Origin of the sequence: Polymorphospora rubra (genome assembly GCF_018324255.1) — a bacterium.
Classification (GTDB): Bacteria; Actinomycetota; Actinomycetes; order Mycobacteriales; family Micromonosporaceae; genus Polymorphospora; species Polymorphospora rubra.
Window position 1 is genome coordinate 3,043,589 of the sequence record NZ_AP023359.1, and the last position, 19,609, is coordinate 3,063,197.

Sequence of the window (19,609 nt, forward strand, 5' to 3'; positions counted from 1 at the left end):
AGGTCAGCCGGCGGCTACGCGGGCGGCGTGGAAGATGTCGGCCGGCAGTGCGTGGGTGAGCTTCCACAGGATCCGCATCGGCCGGTCGCCGCTGTGCCGCACGTACGTCATCGTGCCGGCGTACAGGTACGGCGGCACGCCGAGGTCGCCGTCGCGTTCCTTGGTCTGGCGCAGGAACAGGTGCACGGTCGAGCCGCCACCCACGTACCGCTGACCGGTGGTCGATGCCGTCGAGGTGGTGCTCTGCGACTCCCACTGGAACAGTTCGGGGGTGATCGCCCGGTCCTGGTACATCGTCGTCGGGGAGTAGTGCCGTTCGGTCTTGGTCAGGGTGACGAAGAAGAGGTCGACCTCGAGTTCGGGCAGCCACTTGACGCCCTCCCGCAGCGCCGACGGGTCGGCCATACCGAAGGCGGCGCACGCCTCGTCGCGGCTGTAGCGGGCGTGCACCCGCAGCGGATTGCCGCGTATCACGGCCCGGGCGGACCCGATCGGGGCGGACCGGAGGGTGACCCGGCGGATCCGGGCGGCCAGCACGTCGGTGACCTGACGTAGTTCCAGGCATCGTTGCGGGTGGGCGAGCAGTATCGCCGGCCCGTCGCCGAGCGGGACGTCCTTCTTCCACAACGCGAAATGCGCCACCCAGTCGAGCGGACCGGCCGGTCGGTCACCGGCGGCGAGTTTCCGCAGGTGGTCGAGCCGATCGGGGTCGTCGACGTGCAGCAACCGGCCGATGGCCCGTCCGAGCTGGCTGTCGTACGGGCCCGGGGGCGTGCTGTCGAGGCCGGCGTCCCGGCGCAGCCCGGCCCACCCGCCGCCGTCCTTGTTCCGGTAGAGGTCCTCGATCTCCAGGCCGGTTTCGTCGAGGAACCTGGCGAGGGTGACGTCGCCGAGCCGGCGTAGCTCCTGGACCAGGTCGGGCCGCCGCAGTCGCAGGGCCCGGCGTACGTTGTCCAGGACGATCTGCTTCGCGACCCGGTCGAGGTGGATGTGGCAGCCGGCCGGCAGGGTCGGAAAGCCGTGATCGATGTCGCGTTGCAGGCCGCAGCGGGTGGCGCCGGTCAGCGCCCGGTAGCGCAGGTCGAACCGGAAGTCGGCGTGCTGCGCGCCGATGAAGTCGAGCACCGTCAGGCAGGCCTTGTCGTCGGCGAGCCGCAGGCCGCGGCCGAGCTGCTGAAGGAAGATGGTGGCGCTCTCGGTCGGGCGCAGCAGCAGGATCGTGTCGATCGACGGCAGGTCGACGCCCTCGTTGAAGAGGTCGACGGTGAAGATCGCCCGCAGTTCGCCGCGGTCGAGCAGGTCGATCGCGGCGCGCCGGCCGGCCGCGTCGGTTCGTGAGGTGACCGCCCGTGCCGGGATGCCGGCCCGGTCGAACCAGTCGGCCATGAACTCGGCGTGGCCGATGCTGACGCAGAAGCCGACCGCACGCATCCGGCCCACGTCGACGGCGTCCCGCACGGCGGTCAGCACCAGCCGGGCGCGGGCGTGGTGGCCGGTGTAGAGGTTGTCGAGTTGGCTGCGGTCGTAGCCCTGTCCGCGCCGCCACCGCAGCGTCGACAGGTCGATGTCGTCGTGGATGCCGAAATACTGGAACGGTGCGAGCAGTTGCCGCTCCAGCGCCTCCCACAACCGCAGTTCGACCGCCGTACGCCCGTCGAACCAACGCCGCACGTCCTGCCCGTCGGAGCGTTCCGGCGTCGCGGTCAACCCGAGTAGTTCGCGTGGATCCAGCGTCTCCAGCAGCCGGGTGTACGTCGGCGCCTCGGCGTGGTGGAACTCGTCGACGATGACCATGTCGAAGTGCTCCGGGGCGATCGGCAGCTTGTGCAGCGACTGCACCGAGGCGAACACGTGTCGCCACCGTTCGGGGCGCTCGCCGCCGACCAGCGTCTCGCCGAACGTCCCGTCGCGCAGCACGTGCCGGAACACCGACCGGCTCTGCCGCAGGATCTGCTCCTGGTGCGCGACGAAGAGCAGCGAGTCGACCTTGTTGTCCTGCCGCAGCCGGCGGTAGTCGAGGGCGGCGACGACCGTCTTCCCGGTCCCGGTCGCCATCACCACGAGGTTGCGGTGACGATCGTGCACCGTACGCTGGGCGGCCAGTTCCTCCAGGATCTCCCGCTGGTAGCCGTACGGGCGGACGTCCAGAGTGGTCACGTCGATGGTCAGGTCGGTCGGGCGGGGGCCCGACTCGGCGGCCAGGGCCTTCCGCAGGCGGCCCGCGTCCCGCCGCGGGTCGTACTCCTCGAACGCCGGATCGTGCCAGTACTCGTCGAAGGTCGCCGCGAAGGTGTCGAGCAGCGGCCGCTGCTCCAGTTGGGAGAGGCGGACGTTCCACTCCAGCCCGTCGACGAGGGCACTCTTCGACAGGTTCGACGAGCCGACGTACGCGGTTCCGGCACCGCTCGCCCGCCGGAACAGCCACGCCTTGGCGTGCAGCCGGGTCGTGCGGGTCTCGTACGACACCCAGATCTGCGCGCCCAGTTCGGCGAGCCGGTCCAGGGCCCGCTGGTCGGTGGCACCGAGGTACGTCGTCGTGATGACCCGCAGCCGCCCGCCCCGCCCGATCAGTTCGCGGACGGCGTTCTCGACCAGCCGCAGCCCCTGCCACTTGATGAACGCGCACAGCAGGTCGACGTCGTCGGCCGAGGCCATCTCCCGACTCACCTCGGAGCCGATCCGTGGCTGGCCCCGGCCGTTGACCAGCAGTGCGCTGGCGGCGAGTGGCACTTCGGGGCGTACGGGAAAGGTGACCGGGGTGGGTGCGGGCGGGCGGGGCACGATCGCCGTCAGCACGTCGTGCGACGCGGCGACCAGGTCGGTGCGGTCGGCCCGGTCGGCCGCCCGGGGCAGGGTGGCCGCGATCGCTTCGGCGATCCGGTTGGTCAGGGCAACCTGTGCGGCTGTCCGGTCGGTACCCTGGCCGGGAACGGCGCGCAGCGCCCGGCGGGCCAGGCCGGCGATGTGTCGGGCCAGCAGTTCGTCGGCGTCGGCCGGGTCGAGCGCCTCCCGTTGGACCAGATCGGTGTCCAGTTCGGACAGCCGTCGGGCGAGTTCATGGGTGACCACATGTTCGTACGCCCCACCGGGAAGATCCGCCACGCCCGCAACATACCGGGGGCATCAAGGTCCGGAATGGTCAATCCATGCCGCTGCCGCCCCAGTGATCGTTTGCAGCCCATATCGGGATCTGGTCGATGATGCCGTGTTAGCAGCCGTTCTCAAGCGGTAAGTCCAATCAGACGCAGTGTGATTCGGCGTACCACGGCGGGTGATCAACGTGTTTAGATTCCCTCCTGTGAACGGGTAGGCCGGCCAGTCCGACCGACCCGGGGAGGATCGAGCGAAGGAGTCACCATGACCGTTGGCGAGCTGATCAACCGGGGCGAGGCCACCCGTCTGGCGTTCAAGGGCGAGGCCGCGGCGCTGGCGTTCAAGGGCGAGGCCGCCCAGCTGGCGCTGAAGGGCGAGGCGGCCCGGCTCGCCCTCGCCGGGGAGCTGGCTTCCGCCCTCGGCTGATCCACGGCAGCTACATAACTGGACCGTCCGGCCGGCCTTCGGGTCGCCGGGCGGTCCAGTCCGTTTCGGGGGATCCCCCGCCCGCTCGATACCGGAACGTATGCGCAGGTCAAGCCAATGTTCACCGGATCGGCACCTGGTCGGAGGACGGTGACCCGGTGACCTCCGCGACCCGTGAACCGGCGACCTCGCCGCCGGCCGGCCTGCGGGTTACCTTCGACGGCCGGGTCCACCCGGCCGAGGAGATCGCCCACGGTGCGGCCTACGAACTGTTCAGTACCGCGCCGCAGAGCGGGTTCGTCGCCGATCTCCGGCCCGATGCACCTTACCCTTTCCACCGGTTCGTCCACGCATCCGAGGTCGTCGACGTCCAGGGGGCACTGCCGACGGCGCGGGCGGGCGACCGGGAGGCTCCGCTGATCATGCCGGTGAGTCGGGCGGTCGGTTGGGAGGAGGTGCACCGGCGCAGCCAGTCGGCGAGCCACCGCGACGACCCGCTGCTGGCCGCCATCCGACGCTCGGCGACGATCCGTCGGGGCACCCGGATGATCAAGGTGCTCTCCGAGAGCCAGCTCGCCGGCTACCTGCGCGGTTGGCAGCCGCACGGCTTCTGCTACCGCGAACACGACGTGGCACACCTGCGTACCCCTGCCGACCTCGCGCTGCTGCGCACCGACGGCGGCGGGGTGACCGACCAGACCGAGGCGGCGTACGTGCTGCGGTGGCGGGCTGTCGGCCCGGGCGACTACGCCGTCCCGGTCGATCCCGGCCTGGTCGGGATGCCGCCGCGCGACCGGGTCGGGCCGCCGATGTCCGGCACCGGGTTCGCCCCGAGCGGCCGGCACCTGATCCCGGAGTTCGTCACGGCCGACTTCGTCGACCTGCCGCTGACCGCCAACGCGACCCTGCTCGCCTACACCCCGGACGGGGCCGAGGTGACCCTCTTCAGCTATCAGCCGGAGCAGCGGGGCTGGCTGCGGATGGTCGGCTCGCGCTGGCGGCACCTGCTGGCCGCGATCCCGGGCGTGTCGCCGGAGCAGGAGTACGTGTCGACCGGCGAGGCCGCCCGGTCGACCCGGCTCATCGGTACCTTCCAGGGGCACGAGCACGAGGCGGTCGCGGACCCGCCCGACGAGTTCCGGGTGCTGGCGATGACCCGGGCGGCCCGCTACCCGGTGGAGAGCCTGACCAGACGTACGACGTACGCGACCTGGCGCGGCGCGCCGGTGCTGGTGCTGCTGCGGGAGGCGCAGTGGACCCGGGTGCGGATGTGCCGGCCGGATGCGGAGGCGGTGGCGCGGCTCGGTGCCCAGTGCTTCGAGCGTGGCGTCTACGAGGTGTGGGCGCCGACCGACGAGTTGGCGGACGTCCGGGTGGTCGACCAGCCGTACGGCTGACCGGCCCGAACTGTCGGTGGTGGCTGACAACATCCGGTCCATGCCAGCGCGAACCCTCGAAGAGATCGAACGTGCTGTCCGCTCGTCGTGGTCGGTGGAGTCCTGCGATCCGGCCGACGCCGCCAACTGGTCGCCGGAGAATCCGGCCCGTGGCCAGTGTGGTTCGACCGCCCTGGTGCTGCACGATCTGCTCGGTGGCGAGCTGCTGTCGGCCGAGGTGCACTATCCGGACGGGTCCCGGCAGGGCTTTCACCACTGGAACCGGTTCGGTCCGGGCCTGGAGGTGGATCTGACCCTCGACCAGTTCCACGCCACCGAGACCGTGCAGGAACCGTGGGTCGTGACCCGCCCGCCGCAGGTCGGCGACCGGGTCCGGGAGCAGTACCTCGCCCTCCGGAAGGCGGTCTACACGGCGCTGGAGCTGAACCCGACCTGGCCGTAAACAAGTTTATGCTTTAAAGTCGTTTACATGCGGGATGAGTTTGTCGACGACGTACGCGACGCGCCGCCACCCGATCCGGTGGCGGCACTGCGGCTGATCGAGCGCCAGCGGGCCGAGGCCATCCGTCGGCTGAGCCCCGATCCCCGGCTCTACCACTGGCCGTGGGGGTTTGCCTGGCTGATCGTCTTCGGGCTGTTCTTCCTCCGATACGGCCCGGGCGGACGGACCTTCGTCGCCATGCCCGACTGGCTGCCGCTGGCGGTGCTGGCCGTGGCCATGATCGCGGTCACTGTGTTCACCGCCGTGACCAGTTCCCGCGCCTACAGCCAGATCTCCGGCGAATCCGCCCGGCGCGGCGCGTGGTACGGCTACGCCTGGTTCATCGGCTTCGCCGGTCTCTTCGCCACCCTCGCCCGGATCAACCCGGCCCTGCCCCGGACCTGAGGACGCTGGCCTGGTCGGCGGCGCCGGTCGCGCTCACAGGTGTCCTCTACCTCGCGGGCGGGGCGGTCTGGCTGGACCGCAACCTCTTCGTGCTCGGCGCCTGGATCTCGGGCAGCAACATCGTCGGCGTGGTCGCCGGCCCGGGCTGGCACTCCCTCGTCGCGGCGCTGGCCGGCGGCGGCGGGATGCTCGTCACGGGCTGGCTCCTGCACCGCGCGGCCGTCCGCGCCACCCGCCGCGACGAACCGGACGGCGGGGAGGTGTCCGGGTGAGCGGTCCTCTGCCCGAACTCGACCCGGTCATCCACGCCCAGGCCCGGCTCCGGGTCGTCGCCGCGCTGTCCACCCTGCCGGACGGCGACCGGATCGCCTTCCCCAAGCTCCAGGACATCCTCGCGATGACCGCCGGCAACCTGTCCGTGCACCTGCGCAAGCTCGAGGACGCCGGCTACGTCGACGTCACCAAGACCCACCACGGGCGTACGCCGACGACCCTGATCGGCCTCAGCCGGCGCGGCCGGCTGGCCTTCGAGGAGTACACGACGGCCGTCCGCGCCCTGATCGATCCGAAGCACAGCGACGACCTACAGCGGGAGGGACGATGATCCTCGCCAGAGCGGTCGAGGTGAGCCGGCACTACCAGGCGGTGCGGGCCCTCGACCGGGTGTCCATGGAGATCCACGCCGGCGAACTGGTCGGCCTGCTCGGGCCGAACGGTGCCGGCAAGAGCACCCTGATCAACCTGCTCACCGGGCTGCGCCGGCCCACCGCCGGCCGGGTCGAACTGTGCGGCGGCGATCCGCGCGACCCGGCCAGCCGCCGCCACCTCGGCGTCACCCCGCAGGAGACCGGGCTGCCCCCGACCCTGCGGGTACGCGAGGTCGTCGACTTCGTGGCCGCCCACTATCCCGATCCGATCCGCCGCGACGAACTGCTCGACCGGTTCGGCCTCGCCGACCTCGGCAAACGGCAGACCGGTGGGCTCTCCGGCGGCCAGAAGCGGCGCCTCGCGGTGGCCCTGGCCTTCGTCGGCCGGCCCCGCGTCGTGCTGCTCGACGAACCGACCACCGGACTCGACGTACAGGCCCGCCGCACCCTGTGGGACGGCATCCGCTCCTTCCACGCCGAAGGCGGCGCCGTGCTGCTGAGCAGTCACTACCTGGAGGAGATCGAGGAGTTGGCGCGGCGGGTCGTGGTTCTCGGCGGTGGGCGGGTGCTCGCCGACGACACCGTCGCCGCGATCCGCGGCATGGTCGGCGTACGGCGGGTCAGCCTGACCGCCGGCGAGCTGCCGCCGCTGCCGGGCGTGGTCGGCGTGACGCACGTCGACGGCCGTACCCACCTGTTGACCGCCGATTCCGACGCCGTCGTCCGGGCGCTGGTCACCGGCGGCGTCGGGTTCAGCGACCTGGAGGTCCGACCGACGTCGCTGGAGGAGGCGTTCCTGGCCCTCACCGGCGACGGCGGGCCCGCCAGGGTGCCCGGCCAGCCGGTGGAGGCCGGGCCGGAGCCCGTCGTGACCGGTGCCGACGGATAGGAGAATCCGATGTCACTCACCCTCGTCCACGCCCGCGCCCAACTCCTGGAGACCATCCGGATCCCGGTGGCCGTGATCGGCAGCGCGTTCTTTCCGGCCGCCTCGATGCTCTTCTTCGTGGTTCCGTTCACCGGTGACGACCCGGTCGGGGCGACCTTCGCGACCGCGTCGATGGTCACCTTCGCGGTCATGGCCAGCAACCTTTTCCAGTACGGCGTCGGGGTGGCCGAGGACCGGGCGCATCCGTGGGATCCGTACACCCGGAGCCTGCCGGTCGGGCCGGTCCCGCGCTTCGCCGGACGTGTCCTGGCCGGCCTGGTCATGACGTTCGTCTCGCTGATCCCGGTCGTGATCATCGCGGCGGTCGGCACCGAGGCCACGGTCAGCCCGGGCGGCTTCCTCGCCGGGCTCGGCGCGATCATGGTGGTCGCGCTGCCGTTCACGCTGATGGGGCTCGCGATCGGGTACGGGCTGCCGAGCAAGGCCGCGCTCGCCGTCGCCCAGATCGTGTTCTTCCCGATGGCGTTCGGCGGCGGCCTGCTCTCCGCGCCCGGCAACGCGCCCGGCTTCATCGAGACGATCGCCCCGTACCTGCCCAGCCGGGGCGCCGTCGAGCTGATGTGGGCGGCGGTCGGCGACTTTCCGGTCAGCGCCACCTCGATGATCTCGCTGGTGGTGTGGACGCTGGCGATGGGCGCTCTGGCGGCCTGGGGCTACCGCCGCGACGAGGGGCGCCGCTTCAGCTGATCTGCCCGGTTGAGTCTCAGGGGGTGTGTCCCGGGCTGCTGCGGCTATACCGCCAGGGGCGGGAATAGCCCGCCGCCAGGTCAGGTTCAAGTCGGTAGTTCAAACTTGAACGAGATTGAGGCGGGAAGTCGACATGCAGTTCGGGATCTTCACGGTGGGTGACGTCACCACCGACCCCACCAACGGCACCACACCCACCGAGCGCGAGCGGATCAAGGCGATGGTCGCGATCGGGCTCAAGGCCGAAGAGGTGGGCCTCGACGTCTTCGCCACCGGTGAGCACCACAACCCGCCGTTCGTGCCCTCGTCGCCCACGACGATGCTGGGCTACATCGCGGCCCGTACGGAGCGGATCATCCTCTCCACCGCCACGACCCTGATCACGACGAACGACCCGGTCAAGATCGCCGAGGACTACGCGATGCTCCAGCACCTCGCCGACGGCCGCGTCGACCTGATGCTCGGGCGAGGGAACACCGGACCGGTCTACCCCTGGTTCGGCAAGGACATCCGGGCCGGCATCCCGCTGGCGATCGAGAACTACGCCCTGCTGCACAAGCTGTGGCGCGAGGACGTCGTCGACTGGGAGGGACGGCACCGCACCCCGCTCCAGTCGTTCACGGCCACGCCCCGGCCGCTGGACGGGGTGCCGCCGTTCGTGTGGCACGGCTCGATCCGCAGCCCCGAGATCGCCGAACAGGCCGCCTACTACGGCGACGGCTTCTTCCACAACAACATCTTCTGGCCGATGGAGCACACGAAGCAGATGGTGCAGCTCTACCGCCGGCGGTTCGAGCACTACGGGCACGGGCCCGCCGACCGGGCCATCGTCGGCCTCGGCGGGCAGGTGTTCATGCGCAGGAACTCGCAGGACGCCGTACGCGAGTTCCGGCCGTACTTCGACAACGCCCCCGTCTACGGCCACGGGCCGTCGCTGGAGGACTTCTCGGCCCAGACCCCGCTGACCGTCGGCAGCCCGCAGCAGGTGATCGACCGCACCCTGACCTTCCGTGAGCACGTCGGCGACTACCAGCGCCAGCTCTTCCTGATGGACCACGCCGGACTGCCGCTGAAGACCGTACTCGAGCAGTTGGACATCCTCGGCGAGGAGGTCGTACCGGTGCTGCGCAGGGAGTTCGCGGCCCGGCGCCCGGCCCACGTGCCCGACGCGCCCACCCACGCCTCGCTGAAGGCCGCCCGCGACGCGGCGGCCGGCGAAGCCGGCGGGGCGCCGGTCGACGCCCCGGCGGGAGCCGGGCGATGAGCGGCCGCACCCTCGCCGTCGTCTCGGCCGGGCTCGGCCAGCCGTCGTCGACCCGGCTGCTGGCCGACCAGCTCGCCGCCGCGACGGAGCGCGCGCTGCCCGCCGGTACGTCGCTCGACGTCCGGCACGTCGAGCTGCGCGACCAGGGCCACGCCCTGGTCGACCACCTGCTGACCGGCTTTCCGTCCCCGGCCCTCGGGCGGGTGCTGGACACGGTCGTCCGCGCCGACGGGCTGATCGCGGTGACGCCGATCTTCAACGCGTCGTACAGCGGGCTGTTCAAGTCGTTCTTCGACGTGCTCGACGACCAGGCGCTCGTCGGCAAGCCGGTGCTGATCGGGGCCACCGGCGGCACCGCCCGCCACTCGCTGGCCCTGGAGCACGCGATGCGGCCGATGTTCACCTATCTGCGGGCCGTCGTCGTGCCCACCGCGGTCTTCGCCGCCGCCGAGGACTGGGGCGGGGACAGCGGCGCCGCGCCCGGCCTCGGCACCCTGGCCGCCCGGGTCGACCGGGCGGCCGCCGAACTCGCCGTCCAGCTCGAACGGCAGGATGCGTCGCGGGTGGTCGACCCGTTCGCCGAGCCGACCCCGTTCGAACAGCTCCTCGGCGGGCAGTGACGGCGAGCCCGGGCCGGTCGCGGGTCCGGCGTCGCTGTGCCGCCGGCCACCCGCGACCGCCGGGGGCGGCCCCCACCAGGCCGACCCCGGGCCGGCCGGATTGGACCGTGACGCCGGCGGGCGCCGCGCCGTGCGGTGGGTAACGTTGCCGGGTACGTCGGTCAGCGCACTGGATCGAGTAACCGGACGACCGGTTGGGTAGGAGCAAGACGTGTTGGCCCCCGGAGTCGTCCTCGACCAGCGTTACCGGCTCGACGCCCACCTCGCCACCGGCGGGATGGGCGATGTCTGGCGCGCCACCGACGTGCTGCTCGCCCGTACCGTCGCGGTCAAGGTGCTGCTCCCCGCACTGCTGTCCGACCCCGGATTCGACGCCCGGTTCCGGGCCGAGGCGCGGATGCTCGCCGCCCTGCAGCACCGTGGCGTCGTCGCCGTGTACGACTTCGGCGACGCCGAGATCCCGTCCGGTGGCCGGGCGCCCTACCTGGTCATGGAGTACGTCGACGGCCGGTCGCTGTCCGTACGCCTCACCGAGGCCGGCCGGCTCGGCGTCACCGAGACACTGTCGGTCGTGGCGCAGGCGGCCCGGGCCCTCGACGCCGCACACGCCGCCGGCATCGTCCACCGGGACGTCAAGCCCGGCAACCTGCTCGTCCACGGCGACGGCACGGTGACGCTGGTCGACTTCGGGGTGGCCCGCTCGACCGCCATGGCGGCCCTGACCGGCACCAACGCCGTACTCGGCACCGCCCTCTACATGGCGCCGGAGCAGGCGACCAGTAAACCGGTGTCCGGCGCCACCGACATCTACGCGCTCGGCGCGGTCGCCTACCACCTGCTGGCCGGCCGCCCGCCGTTCGACGGCGACAACCCGCTCCAGGTCGCGGTCAGCCACCTGCACGAGGACCCGCCGCCGCTGCCCGCCGACGTGCCCGCGCCGGTGGTCGCCCTGGTGGCGAAGGCACTCGCCAAGGACCCGGCCGACCGGTTCCCGACCGCCGCCGAGTTCGCCGCCGCCGCCGAACGGGTGGCGGCGACGATCGGCGACGGCACCGAGGCCCTGGCCGCGGCATCGCCGGCGGCCACCGCGGCCCTGCCGCCGGCCGACACCGCCGCCATGGCGTCGCTCGACCCCGCCACGGACGACGGCGAGCGGACCGCGCCGATCGCGGCCGCGGCCGTACCGGTCCGGGGGGCCGGCCCCGGCGGCCCGCACACCCTGACCGACCAGGAGCCGGTCCCGGTGGTGGGCGGGACGCCCGGCGGCGACCGGCGCCGGCGGACCCTGCTCGGGATCGCCGCCGCCGTCCTGATCGCCGGCGCCGCGCTGGTGGGTGTGGTCGCGTTCGCCCCGGACCTGAGTACGCCACCGGCCGACGGGCCGGTGGCGACGACGACGCCCGGCGCCACCCCGTCGGTGGCCCCCGAACGCTCCGCCGAGACGGAGGCGACCCCGGACCGCACCGGAGGATCGGCGCCGTCGTCACCCGAGCCCGAGCCGACCCCCAGCGCCACGTCGTCCCCGTCGCCGGAGCCCACGGAGCCCGAGCCGAGCCCGGAGCCGACGCCGCCGGCCAGTCCCACGTCGCAGCCGAGCCCTTCCACGCCCCCGACCACCACCCCGTCGCCGGGCGGCGGTGGAGGGGAGACCGAGGCGGCCGCGACCCGCTGAGGGGTCAGCCGCCGTGGTGGGCCGTGAGCGCGCCGCGATAGACGTCGAGCATCGCGGCGCCGTACCGGCGTGGGGTGTGCCGCAGGGCGCGGGTCCGGGCCAGTTCGGCCGTACGGCGGGCCCGCACCGGGTCGCGCAGCAGACCGGTGACGGCGGCGGCCAGCCCGTCCGGGGTGGCTTCGGCGAGCACCGCGGCGTCGCCGAGCGCGCCCGCGCGGTGCAGGTCCGCGTCGACGATCACACTGGGTACGCCGGCGAGCGCCGCCTCCTGGAGCACCAGCCCCTGGGTGTCGGTGCTGGACGGGAACGCGAACACCTCGGCGGTGGCGCAGGCGGCGGTGACCTGGTCGGCGGAGAGTTGCCCGGTCACCACCACCCGGTCGCCGACCCCGGAACCGTCGATCAGCCGGCGCAGCCAGCGCTGCTCGTAGACCGCGCCGACCAGCACCAGGCGGGCCCGGGGTTCGCGGGCGACCACCTTCGCGAACGCCGGCAGCAGCAGGTCGATGCCCTTCTCCCGGTTGACCCGACCGACGAACAGGACCATCCGGTCGGCTTCCCCGATGCCGTACCTGGCCCGGAAGGCGGCGGCGCGGTGCGGGCCGACGGCCCGGTTCGGCACGGCCGACGGGACCACGAAGAGGCGGTGCGCCGGCACCGGCAGGGCGGCCCGGTCGAGGGCCGCCGCGGTCGGCACGACCACCGCGTCGGCGTCGCCCATCAGCAGCGCGTTGACCGTCTGCACCTGTCCCCGCCGGTCGTCGTCGTATCCGCCGGCCGGCATCGGGACCGACCCGGCGGGCAGCCCGAGCCGTCTGGTGTAGAGGCTCGCGATCACCCGGATCGCCGCGGTCGGGATCCGGTACGCGTCCACGTAAGCCTGGAGGTCGGTGTGGTACGTGTGCACCACCGGCAGGCCGAGGCGCCGCGCCGTCAACACCCCGAGCAGCCCGACCGGCCCCGGCGTGTGCACGTGCACCAGGTCGGGCCGCCACGCCTCGATCCGCCGTACCTGGCGCAGCGTCGGCCACGGCAGCAGCCGCAGGTCGGCGACCCCGCACGGCACCGCCGGCAGCGGCAGCACGTCCGGCTGTGCCGGCTGCCGTCGGTGTCCCGGCACCACGGTCAGGCACTCGTGCCCGCCCCCGGTGAGCGCGCCGGTCAGCGTACGCAGCGAGGTGATGATGCCGTCCCGGCGCGGCAGGTAGGTGTCGGAGAAGTGCGCCACCCGTAGGGTCGCGCTCGCGGGGTCGGGTGCGTGGACGTGGACGCGACGGTGGGGCCGCGGGTCGGTGCGCGCATGGCCGCCTTCCGGCAGGGGTCAGGTGTGCGGGACAGCCGGGGATGGCTGCCCCGTGGCACTTGCCAGGAGAGCCTGCCGCCGGATGTTTCTCTCATTCAAGGGGGGAGTTCCCTGAGCTGACCCTGAATCCCGAAACCTTCCGGAAAGTGCTGGATGCCCACCCGTCATCGAAACAACGGGTGGACACCCGGTGAGGGTTACGCGGCTAGAGGCGGGCGAGCGCCTTCCGCAGCGGGTCGAGCCCCAACGGCCCGAGATCGAGTGCCTGGCGGTGGAACTCCTTCAGGTCGAAGTCGGCACCCTTGCGGGCCCGGGCCTCGTCCCGGGCCTGCAGCCAGATCCGCTCGCCGACCTTGTACGCCGGCGCCTGGCCCGGCCAGCCCAGATAGCGCTTCACCTCGAACCGGAGGATGCCCTCGGCCACCCGGCAGTGCGCCCGCATGAACTCCCACACCAGTTCCGGGGTCCACCGCTGCCCGGGGTGGAAGCCGAACGGGTTGTCGCGCGGGATCTCCAGTTCGAGGTGCATGCCGATGTCGACGATGACCCGGGCGGCCCGCAACGCCTGCGCGTCGAGCATGCCCAGCTTGTCGCCGGGGTCGTCGAGGTAGCCGAGGTCGTCCATCAGCCGCTCGGAGTACAGCGCCCATCCCTCGCCGTGCCCGGAGCACCAGCACAGCAGGCGCTGCCAACGGTTGAGCAGTTCGGCCCGGACCTGGGTCTGGCCGATCTGGAGGTGGTGGCCGGGTACGCCCTCGTGATAGACGGTGGTCACCTCGCGCCAGGTGGAGAACTCGGTGGTGCCGGGCGGGACCCCCCACCACATTCGGCCCGGGCGGGAGAAGTCCTCGCTCGGGCCGGTGTAGTAGATGTTGCCGTCACTGGTCGGTGCGAGGCAGCACTCGATCCGGCGAACCTGCTCCGGGATGTCGAAGTGGGTGCCGTGCAGTTCGCTGATCGCCTTGTCGGCCAGCGCCTGCATCCAGTCGCGGAACGCCTCCTTGCCGGCGATGGTGCGGGCCGGGTCGGCGTCGAGCGCCGCGACGGCCTCGTCGATACTCGCGCCCGGCCCGACGATGCGGGCGGCCAGCTTGCGCATCTCGCGCTCCAGCCGGGCCAGTTCCTCGAAACCCCAGGCGTACGTCTCGTCGAGGTCGACCCGTGCCCCGAGGAAGTACTGCGAGGCGAGTTCGTAACGCTCCCGCCCGGCGGCCTGCGACTCCCGACCACGGGGCGCCATCTCGGTGCGCAGGAACTGGCCGAACTCGGCGGTGGCGGCGGTGGCCGCGGCCGCGCCCCGGGCCAGCTCGGCGGTCAGCGAGGCGTCCGCCGACAGCCGGTCGACCAGCGCGTGGAAGAAGTTGTCGCCGGCCGGGTCGGTCCAGGTGTCGCACTGCTTCGCGACCTCGAGCATCTGGTAGCGGGCGCCGACGTGACCGGCGTCGGCCGCGACCCGCAACGTCGTCTTGTACCGCTCGAGCGACCCGGCGAACTGGTTCAACCGGGCGGCGATGTTGGCCACCGCCTCCTCGCCGTCGGTCGGCATCAGGTCGAAGACCTGACGGATGTGGTGCAGCCCGCTGGTGATCACGCTGATCTCGCTGGTCACCTCGCCGGCGTCGTACCTGGCCAATTCCAGGCCGAGCCGCTCCTGCATCGCCTCCTTGGCGACCCGCTCGGACTCGGTCTCCGGCTCCGTGACGTCGAGTTCGGCGAGCGTGCGCCGGATCAGTTCGGCCTGCGCGGCGAAGCTGTCGGGGGAAAGCTCGTCGAGCTTGTCGTCGTAGCCCTTCAACCCCACGTAGGTGGCCTCACCCGGGTTGAGCGGCGCCCACTCGTCCACGTAACGGTTTGCTAGGTCATCAATTCTTCCCACGCCTGCGACCCTACGGGACCAGCGGCCCCGCCCACCCGCCGTTATCGCCGGGTGCCGAACCGGTCAGGCGCTGTGGCCCGCCGCCCACTCGACGAGTTCGCCGGCCGGCCAGGTGTTCACCACCCGGTCCACCGGTACGCCGCACAGCGCCGCCCGCTCGCAGCCGAAGCGCTGCCAGTCGAGCTGCCCCGGCGCGTGCGCGTCGGTGTCGATGGCGAACAGGCAGCCGGCCTCGACCGCCAGCCGCAGCAGCCGCTTCGGCGGATCCTGCCGCTCCGGCCGGGAGTTGATCTCGACGGCCTTGCCGTGTTCGGCGCAGGCGGCGAAGACGGCGTCGGCGTCGAAGTCGCTCGGTGGCCTGGTCCGGGCCCGGTGGCCCCGGTCGCCGGGCCCGGTCACCCCGGCGGGTCGGCTCGCGACCATCCGCCCGGTGCAGTGGCCGAGGATGTCCAGGTGCGGGTTGGTGATGGCGGCCAGCATGCGGCGGGTCATCCGGGCCCGGTCGTCCCGCAGCCCGCTGTGCACCGATCCGACCACCACGTCGAGCCGGGCGAGCAGTTCCTCGTCCTGGTCGAGCGAGCCGTCGGCGAGGATGTCGACCTCGATGCCGGTCAGGATCCGGAAGCCCGTGGGGAGCGCGGCGTTGATGGCCGCCACGTGGTCGAGCTGCCTGCGCAGCCGGTCGGCGGTCAGCCCGCGGGCCACGGTCAGCTTCGGCGAGTGGTCGGTGAGCACCAGGTATTCGTGGCCGAGTTCGGCGGCGGCCAGCGCCATCTCCTCGATCGGCGAACCGCCGTCGGACCAGTCGGAGTGGGTGTGGCAGTCGCCGCGCAGCGCGGTCCGCAGCGCCGCGGCCGCCTCGTCGAGGTCGGCCCCCTCGGTGGCCAGGAGCCGGCGCAGGTAGACCGGCTCCTCGCCACGCAGCGACTCGGTGACGCACCGGGCGGTCACGTCGCCGACCCCGGCCAGTTCGGTCAGCGTGCCGGCGAGCGCCCGGCTCGCGAGGTCGGCGGCGGGCAGGGCCGCGAGTGCCGTGGCGGCGGACCGGAACGCCCGTACCCGGTAGGTGGCCTCGTTGGCACGTTCGAGCAGGTAGGCGATCCGGCGCAGATCGGCGATCGCATCCCGTGCGGCCATACCCCCAAGCTAGTGCCTCGTCATGCAGCCTTGAACGGGTAATCGGGGTGGCGGATCTTGGAATTGGTCGCGAATCCTGACTTCGGCTGGGCCCGGTGGTTGCGCCAGCGGATGTAGTCGCCGATGGCGGCGTCCTGCTCGACGTGGCTGCGGTGGTCGGTGCCGTTGAGGGCGAAGTACCGCACGGCGGCGAACTCGGCCTCGATCCAGTTCAGCCAGGACGAGTAGGTCGGTAGGAACACCAGCTCGACGCGGTTGGTCGCGCACCAGGCGCGGACCTCGCGGTGCTTGTGCGGAGAGAAGTTGTCCACGATCAGGTAGAGGCGTTGGTCGGGCCAGCGGCGGCGCAGGGTCTTGAGGAAGGCCAGGAACTCGCGCCAGCGTTTGCGGTCGCGGATGCGGTAGTGCAGGCGTCCGGTGGCCAGGTCCAGTGCGGCGATCATGTGCCGGACGCCCTGGTCACGGGTGTATGTGGCCCGTAGTCGCGCGGGCTGTCCCTGGGGTCGCCATGCGCGGCCGGAGCGGGGTTGCAGGTTCAGCGGCCCGAACTCGTCGACGCAGATCACCCGGCCGTCGGCGGGCGGGTGGTCGTACAGGTCGAGGATCCGGCGCATCTTGGCGGTGAAGTCGGGGTCGGTGCTGGCCTTCCAGGTCTTGGTGGCCTGCCACGACACCCCGCGCTCATGCAGGATCCGCCGCACCGTCTCGGCGCTGATCGTGGTCACGTAGCCGGCGGCGATCAGGTAGTCGCGCAGCTTGGTCAGGGACCAGCAGGAGAACGGCTTACCGAGGAAACGGGGGTCGCACCGGGCGATGACGCAGATCCAGTCGCGGGTCTGCTCATCGATCCGTCTCGGTGCGCCCCCGCTCCATTTTGGGTCGAGTGCGTCGAACCCCCGATCGTTGAACGCGTGGATCACGTCGCGGACATAGTCCTCGCTGGTCTTGAGCAGGTGGGCGATGTCCGGGGCCGGCTGGCCCTGGGCGGACATCAGGACCACGATCGCCCGGCGCAACTTGACCGGGTCCTTCGCCGTCCTGGTGATCCGCTGCAACCGCTGTCCCTCGGCCATCGACACCTGCCGGACGAACACCTCCGGGCGTCTACCCACCCGGCACCACCTCCCACAGCCTCATTCGTTGGGAGACAGCGTGCCCGACACGTCCTCAGAACCGACGGATTACACGATCAACGTTCAAAGACGAGGCACTAGCCGCCCCACCCATGATCCGCGTGATCAGGGAGTAAGTCGGGTGTGTCGCCGGCGCGGCGGGGTGCGTACTCCCTGATCACGCGGATCTTGCGGGTGCCGGTGCCGGTGCCGGTGCGGGGGTGGGGGTGGTGGCGGGGGTGGGGGGTCAGTCCGGGTCGACCGGGGCGGGGCGGACGCCGGTCACCGTACGGCGGTCGTCGGCGACGGCGGTCACCCAGCCACCGGCGCGGCCGAGCCGGATGAGCGTCTCGACCCGGGCCGGCAGTTCGAGCGGTTTGCCAGGGGCCGGCGGCCACGCGGTACGGGCCGCGCACCCCGGCGTCAGCCAGGTCCGCAGTGCCGCGATCGGGTCGTCGGCGGCCAGCGCGGTCCGGGCGCCGGCCAGTTCGGTGAGTACGGCGTCGAGTGCCGGCCCGACCGCGGCGGCGTTGCCGCCGCACATCGCCGCGACCAGTTCCGGCCGGGTGGCCGCGACCCGGGTTCCGTCGCGGAACGAACCGGCGGCGAGGGTGCCGGCCAGCGGGTCGGTGGCGGCGGTCGCCGCGAGCGCCGCGGCGAGCAGGTGCGGTACGTGGCTCACGGCGGCGACCGCCCGGTCGTGCTCCTCGGGGGTGGCCGGCACCACCCGCGCCCCGAGCCCGGTCACCAGTACGGCGAGTTCCAGCCAGTCGGACAGTGCGGTGACGCCGGGCTCCAGGCACAGCACCCAGGAGCAGTCGGCGAACAGTTCCGGGTCGGCGGCGGCGAAGCCGGACGTCTCACGACCGGCCATCGGGTGGCCGCCGACGAAGCCGGCCAGCCGGTCGTGGAGCCGGTGCAGCCGCTGCCCGACGAGCTGGTGCACCGGACCCTTGACCGAGGTCACGTCGGTGACGAGGCCACTGAATCCGGCGTCGGCGAGCTGGTCGAGGACACCGGCCACGGCCGGCAGCGGTACGGCGACCACGGCCAGGTCGGCGCGCGCCACCGCGTCGCGTACGGTCGCGGTGACCTGCCAGCGGGCGGCGGGCGGCGCCTTCGCGGCGGCGGTCCGCGCGGTGGCCCGGGTGGCCGGGTCGGCGTCGTAGCCGAGCACCCGGTGGCCGGCGGCCGCCAGCGCCCGCAGCACCGAACCGCCGATGAGACCGAGGCCGATCACCGCAACATCCACACGGCTGACTCTCGCACACGCGGCGGTGAACGCGGTGCCGGCCCGTACCCCGGCGACCCGCCGGCCGGGTCGTGGCGACCGATGATCTGCCTGGTTACCGTAATTCAGTGATTTTTCCGGACACAATTCGCGTATCTGCCCGCCAGGTCCGGCGCTGGGTGCTGACCGCCGGTGTCGCCGGTGCCCTCGTCGCCGCCACCCCGCTGCCCGCCGACGCCGCCGTCAGCGACACCCCGGAGCAGTTGCCGACCTTCAACGGCACGGTCCGGGCCACCGCGTACGCCGGAAACACCCTCTACGTCGGCGGCGACTTCACCTCGGCCACCGCCGGCGGGAAGACGGTCGCCCGCAGCCGGCTCGCCGCCGTCGACGCCCGTACCGGGGCCCTGCTCGACTGGGCGCCACCCGCCGACGACCAGGTACGCGCCATCGCCGTCGCCGGCGGATCGGTCTACGTCGGCGGCGCCTTCACCAGCCTCGCCGGTGCCGACCGCGACGGCCTCGGCCGGCTCGACGCCACGACCGGGGCACCGCACGACACGTTCCGGCACCGCGTCACCGGGCAGCCGTACGCGCTCACCGCCGCGAACGGCCGGCTCTACGCCGGCGGCACCTTCACCTCCGTGAACGGCGTACCCCGGGCCCGGCTCGCCGCCTTCGACCTCGGCACCGGCGCCCTGCTGGAAGGCTGGTCGGCCGGTGCCGACGCCACCGTCCGCACCGTCGTCGCCGCCGGTGGCCGGATCTACGCCGGCGGCAGCTTCCACCGCGTCAACGGCGCCGCCGGCACGGCCCGGATCGCCGCCCTCGACCCGGAAAGCGGCGCGCCCGACACCGGCTTCCGGCCCCGGGCCAGCTACGTCACCCACGCCATCGCGGCCGGCCCGCGCGGCGTGTACGCGGCGCACGGCGGACCCGGCGGCCGCGTCGTGGCGTACGACCCCACCGGCGCCACCCGCTGGACCCTCACCCAGGACGGCGACCCGCAGGCGGTCACCGTTCTCGACGGCACCGTCTACCTCGGCGGCCACTTCGACAAGGTCTGCCGCTCCGCGGCAACCGGCGACCAGGGCTCCTGCGTCGACGGTTCCGACCGTCGGGTCAAGCTCGCCGCCGCGGCCGAGACCGACGGCACGCTGCTGCCCTGGACGGCGGACGGTAACGGGATAAGCGGCGTGCACGCCATGGCCGCCAACCCCGGCCTGCGCAAGGTGGTGGCCGGCGGCGCGTTCACCCAGATCAACGGCACCGCCCGGCAGCGGCTGGCCCAGTTCGGCTGATCGCCGGC

The 19,609-nt window shown here is 72.5% G+C and carries 18 protein-coding genes; 12 read left to right on the forward strand and 6 right to left on the reverse strand.

Going from position 1 to position 19,609, the window contains the following annotated elements; all coding sequences use genetic code 11:
• Nucleotides 1-3 precede the first annotated feature (3 nt).
• Nucleotides 4-3,102, reverse strand: a complete 3,099-nt coding sequence (locus tag Prubr_RS13935; RefSeq protein WP_212825551.1) for a DEAD/DEAH box helicase — start codon at nt 3,100-3,102, stop codon at nt 4-6.
• Between the two features lie 255 nt (nt 3,103-3,357).
• Between Prubr_RS13935 and Prubr_RS13940 the strand changes: the two genes are divergently transcribed.
• From Prubr_RS13940 to Prubr_RS13990, 11 genes are all read left to right on the forward strand, one after another.
• Nucleotides 3,358-3,519 carry a hypothetical protein gene (locus tag Prubr_RS13940; RefSeq protein ID WP_212825553.1) on the forward strand — a complete coding sequence of 54 codons (162 nt, stop codon included), beginning with the start codon at nt 3,358-3,360 and terminating at the stop codon, nt 3,517-3,519.
• Between the two features lie 158 nt (nt 3,520-3,677).
• On the forward strand, nt 3,678-4,916 hold the full coding sequence (locus tag Prubr_RS13945) for a hypothetical protein (protein WP_212825555.1): 1,239 nt from the start codon (nt 3,678-3,680) through the stop codon (nt 4,914-4,916).
• Between the two features lie 40 nt (nt 4,917-4,956).
• Nucleotides 4,957-5,358 (forward strand): YunG family protein, encoded by a 402-nt coding sequence (locus Prubr_RS13950; protein ID WP_212825557.1) that lies wholly within the window; start codon nt 4,957-4,959, stop codon nt 5,356-5,358.
• Between the two features lie 27 nt (nt 5,359-5,385).
• On the forward strand, nt 5,386-5,802 hold the full coding sequence (locus tag Prubr_RS13955) for a hypothetical protein (RefSeq protein ID WP_212825559.1): 417 nt from the start codon (nt 5,386-5,388) through the stop codon (nt 5,800-5,802).
• Between the two features lie 89 nt (nt 5,803-5,891).
• Entirely contained in the window at nt 5,892-6,074 is a 183-nt protein-coding gene (locus tag Prubr_RS13960) for a hypothetical protein (RefSeq protein ID WP_212825561.1), read from the forward strand.
• Nucleotides 6,071-6,406 carry a transcriptional regulator gene (locus Prubr_RS13965; RefSeq protein WP_246568671.1) on the forward strand — a complete coding sequence of 112 codons (336 nt, stop codon included), beginning with the start codon at nt 6,071-6,073 and terminating at the stop codon, nt 6,404-6,406. Before Prubr_RS13960 ends, Prubr_RS13965 begins: the two co-directional genes overlap by 4 nt.
• Nucleotides 6,403-7,338 carry an ABC transporter ATP-binding protein gene (locus Prubr_RS13970; RefSeq protein WP_212825563.1) on the forward strand — a complete coding sequence of 312 codons (936 nt, stop codon included), beginning with the start codon at nt 6,403-6,405 and terminating at the stop codon, nt 7,336-7,338. Before Prubr_RS13965 ends, Prubr_RS13970 begins: the two co-directional genes overlap by 4 nt.
• A gap of 9 nt (nt 7,339-7,347) precedes the next feature.
• The gene (locus tag Prubr_RS13975) at nt 7,348-8,085 is read left to right on the forward strand and encodes an ABC transporter permease (protein WP_212825565.1); all 738 of its coding nucleotides are present in this window, start codon (nt 7,348-7,350) and stop codon (nt 8,083-8,085) included.
• Nucleotides 8,086-8,218: 133 nt separating this feature from the next.
• The gene (locus tag Prubr_RS13980) at nt 8,219-9,349 is read left to right on the forward strand and encodes an LLM class flavin-dependent oxidoreductase (RefSeq protein WP_212825567.1); all 1,131 of its coding nucleotides are present in this window, start codon (nt 8,219-8,221) and stop codon (nt 9,347-9,349) included.
• Nucleotides 9,346-9,969 (forward strand): FMN reductase, encoded by a 624-nt coding sequence (locus Prubr_RS13985; protein ID WP_212825569.1) that lies wholly within the window; start codon nt 9,346-9,348, stop codon nt 9,967-9,969. The genes Prubr_RS13980 and Prubr_RS13985 overlap by 4 nt, the downstream gene beginning before the upstream one ends.
• A 211-nt stretch (nt 9,970-10,180) precedes the next feature.
• The gene (locus tag Prubr_RS13990) at nt 10,181-11,641 is read left to right on the forward strand and encodes a serine/threonine-protein kinase (RefSeq protein WP_212825571.1); all 1,461 of its coding nucleotides are present in this window, start codon (nt 10,181-10,183) and stop codon (nt 11,639-11,641) included.
• A gap of 4 nt (nt 11,642-11,645) precedes the next feature.
• Here Prubr_RS13990 and Prubr_RS13995 read toward each other — a convergent pair whose 3' ends face one another.
• From Prubr_RS13995 to Prubr_RS14015, 5 genes are all read right to left on the reverse strand, one after another.
• A complete protein-coding gene (locus Prubr_RS13995; RefSeq protein WP_212825573.1) occupies nt 11,646-12,869 on the reverse strand; it encodes a glycosyltransferase in 1,224 nt (407 codons plus the stop codon).
• 280 nt (nt 12,870-13,149) lie between these two features.
• Nucleotides 13,150-14,820, reverse strand: a complete 1,671-nt coding sequence (locus tag Prubr_RS14000; protein ID WP_212825575.1) for a DUF885 domain-containing protein — start codon at nt 14,818-14,820, stop codon at nt 13,150-13,152.
• A 63-nt stretch (nt 14,821-14,883) separates the two neighbouring features.
• Nucleotides 14,884-15,957: a PHP domain-containing protein gene (locus Prubr_RS14005; RefSeq protein WP_212825578.1), complete on the reverse strand. Its 1,074-nt coding sequence runs from the start codon at nt 15,955-15,957 to the stop codon at nt 14,884-14,886.
• 20 nt (nt 15,958-15,977) lie between these two features.
• A complete protein-coding gene (locus Prubr_RS14010) occupies nt 15,978-17,069 on the reverse strand; it encodes an IS630 family transposase (RefSeq protein ID WP_246567430.1) in 1,092 nt (363 codons plus the stop codon).
• Nucleotides 17,070-17,316: 247 nt separating this feature from the next.
• Complete coding sequence (locus tag Prubr_RS14015) at nt 17,317-18,447, reverse strand: prephenate dehydrogenase (RefSeq protein ID WP_281425912.1); 1,131 nt, start codon at nt 18,445-18,447, stop codon at nt 17,317-17,319.
• A gap of 32 nt (nt 18,448-18,479) precedes the next feature.
• On the opposite strand from Prubr_RS14015, the gene Prubr_RS14020 reads away from it, so the two are divergent.
• Nucleotides 18,480-19,601: an outer membrane protein assembly factor BamB family protein gene (locus tag Prubr_RS14020; RefSeq protein ID WP_212825580.1), complete on the forward strand. Its 1,122-nt coding sequence runs from the start codon at nt 18,480-18,482 to the stop codon at nt 19,599-19,601.
• Nucleotides 19,602-19,609: the final 8 nt, after the last annotated feature.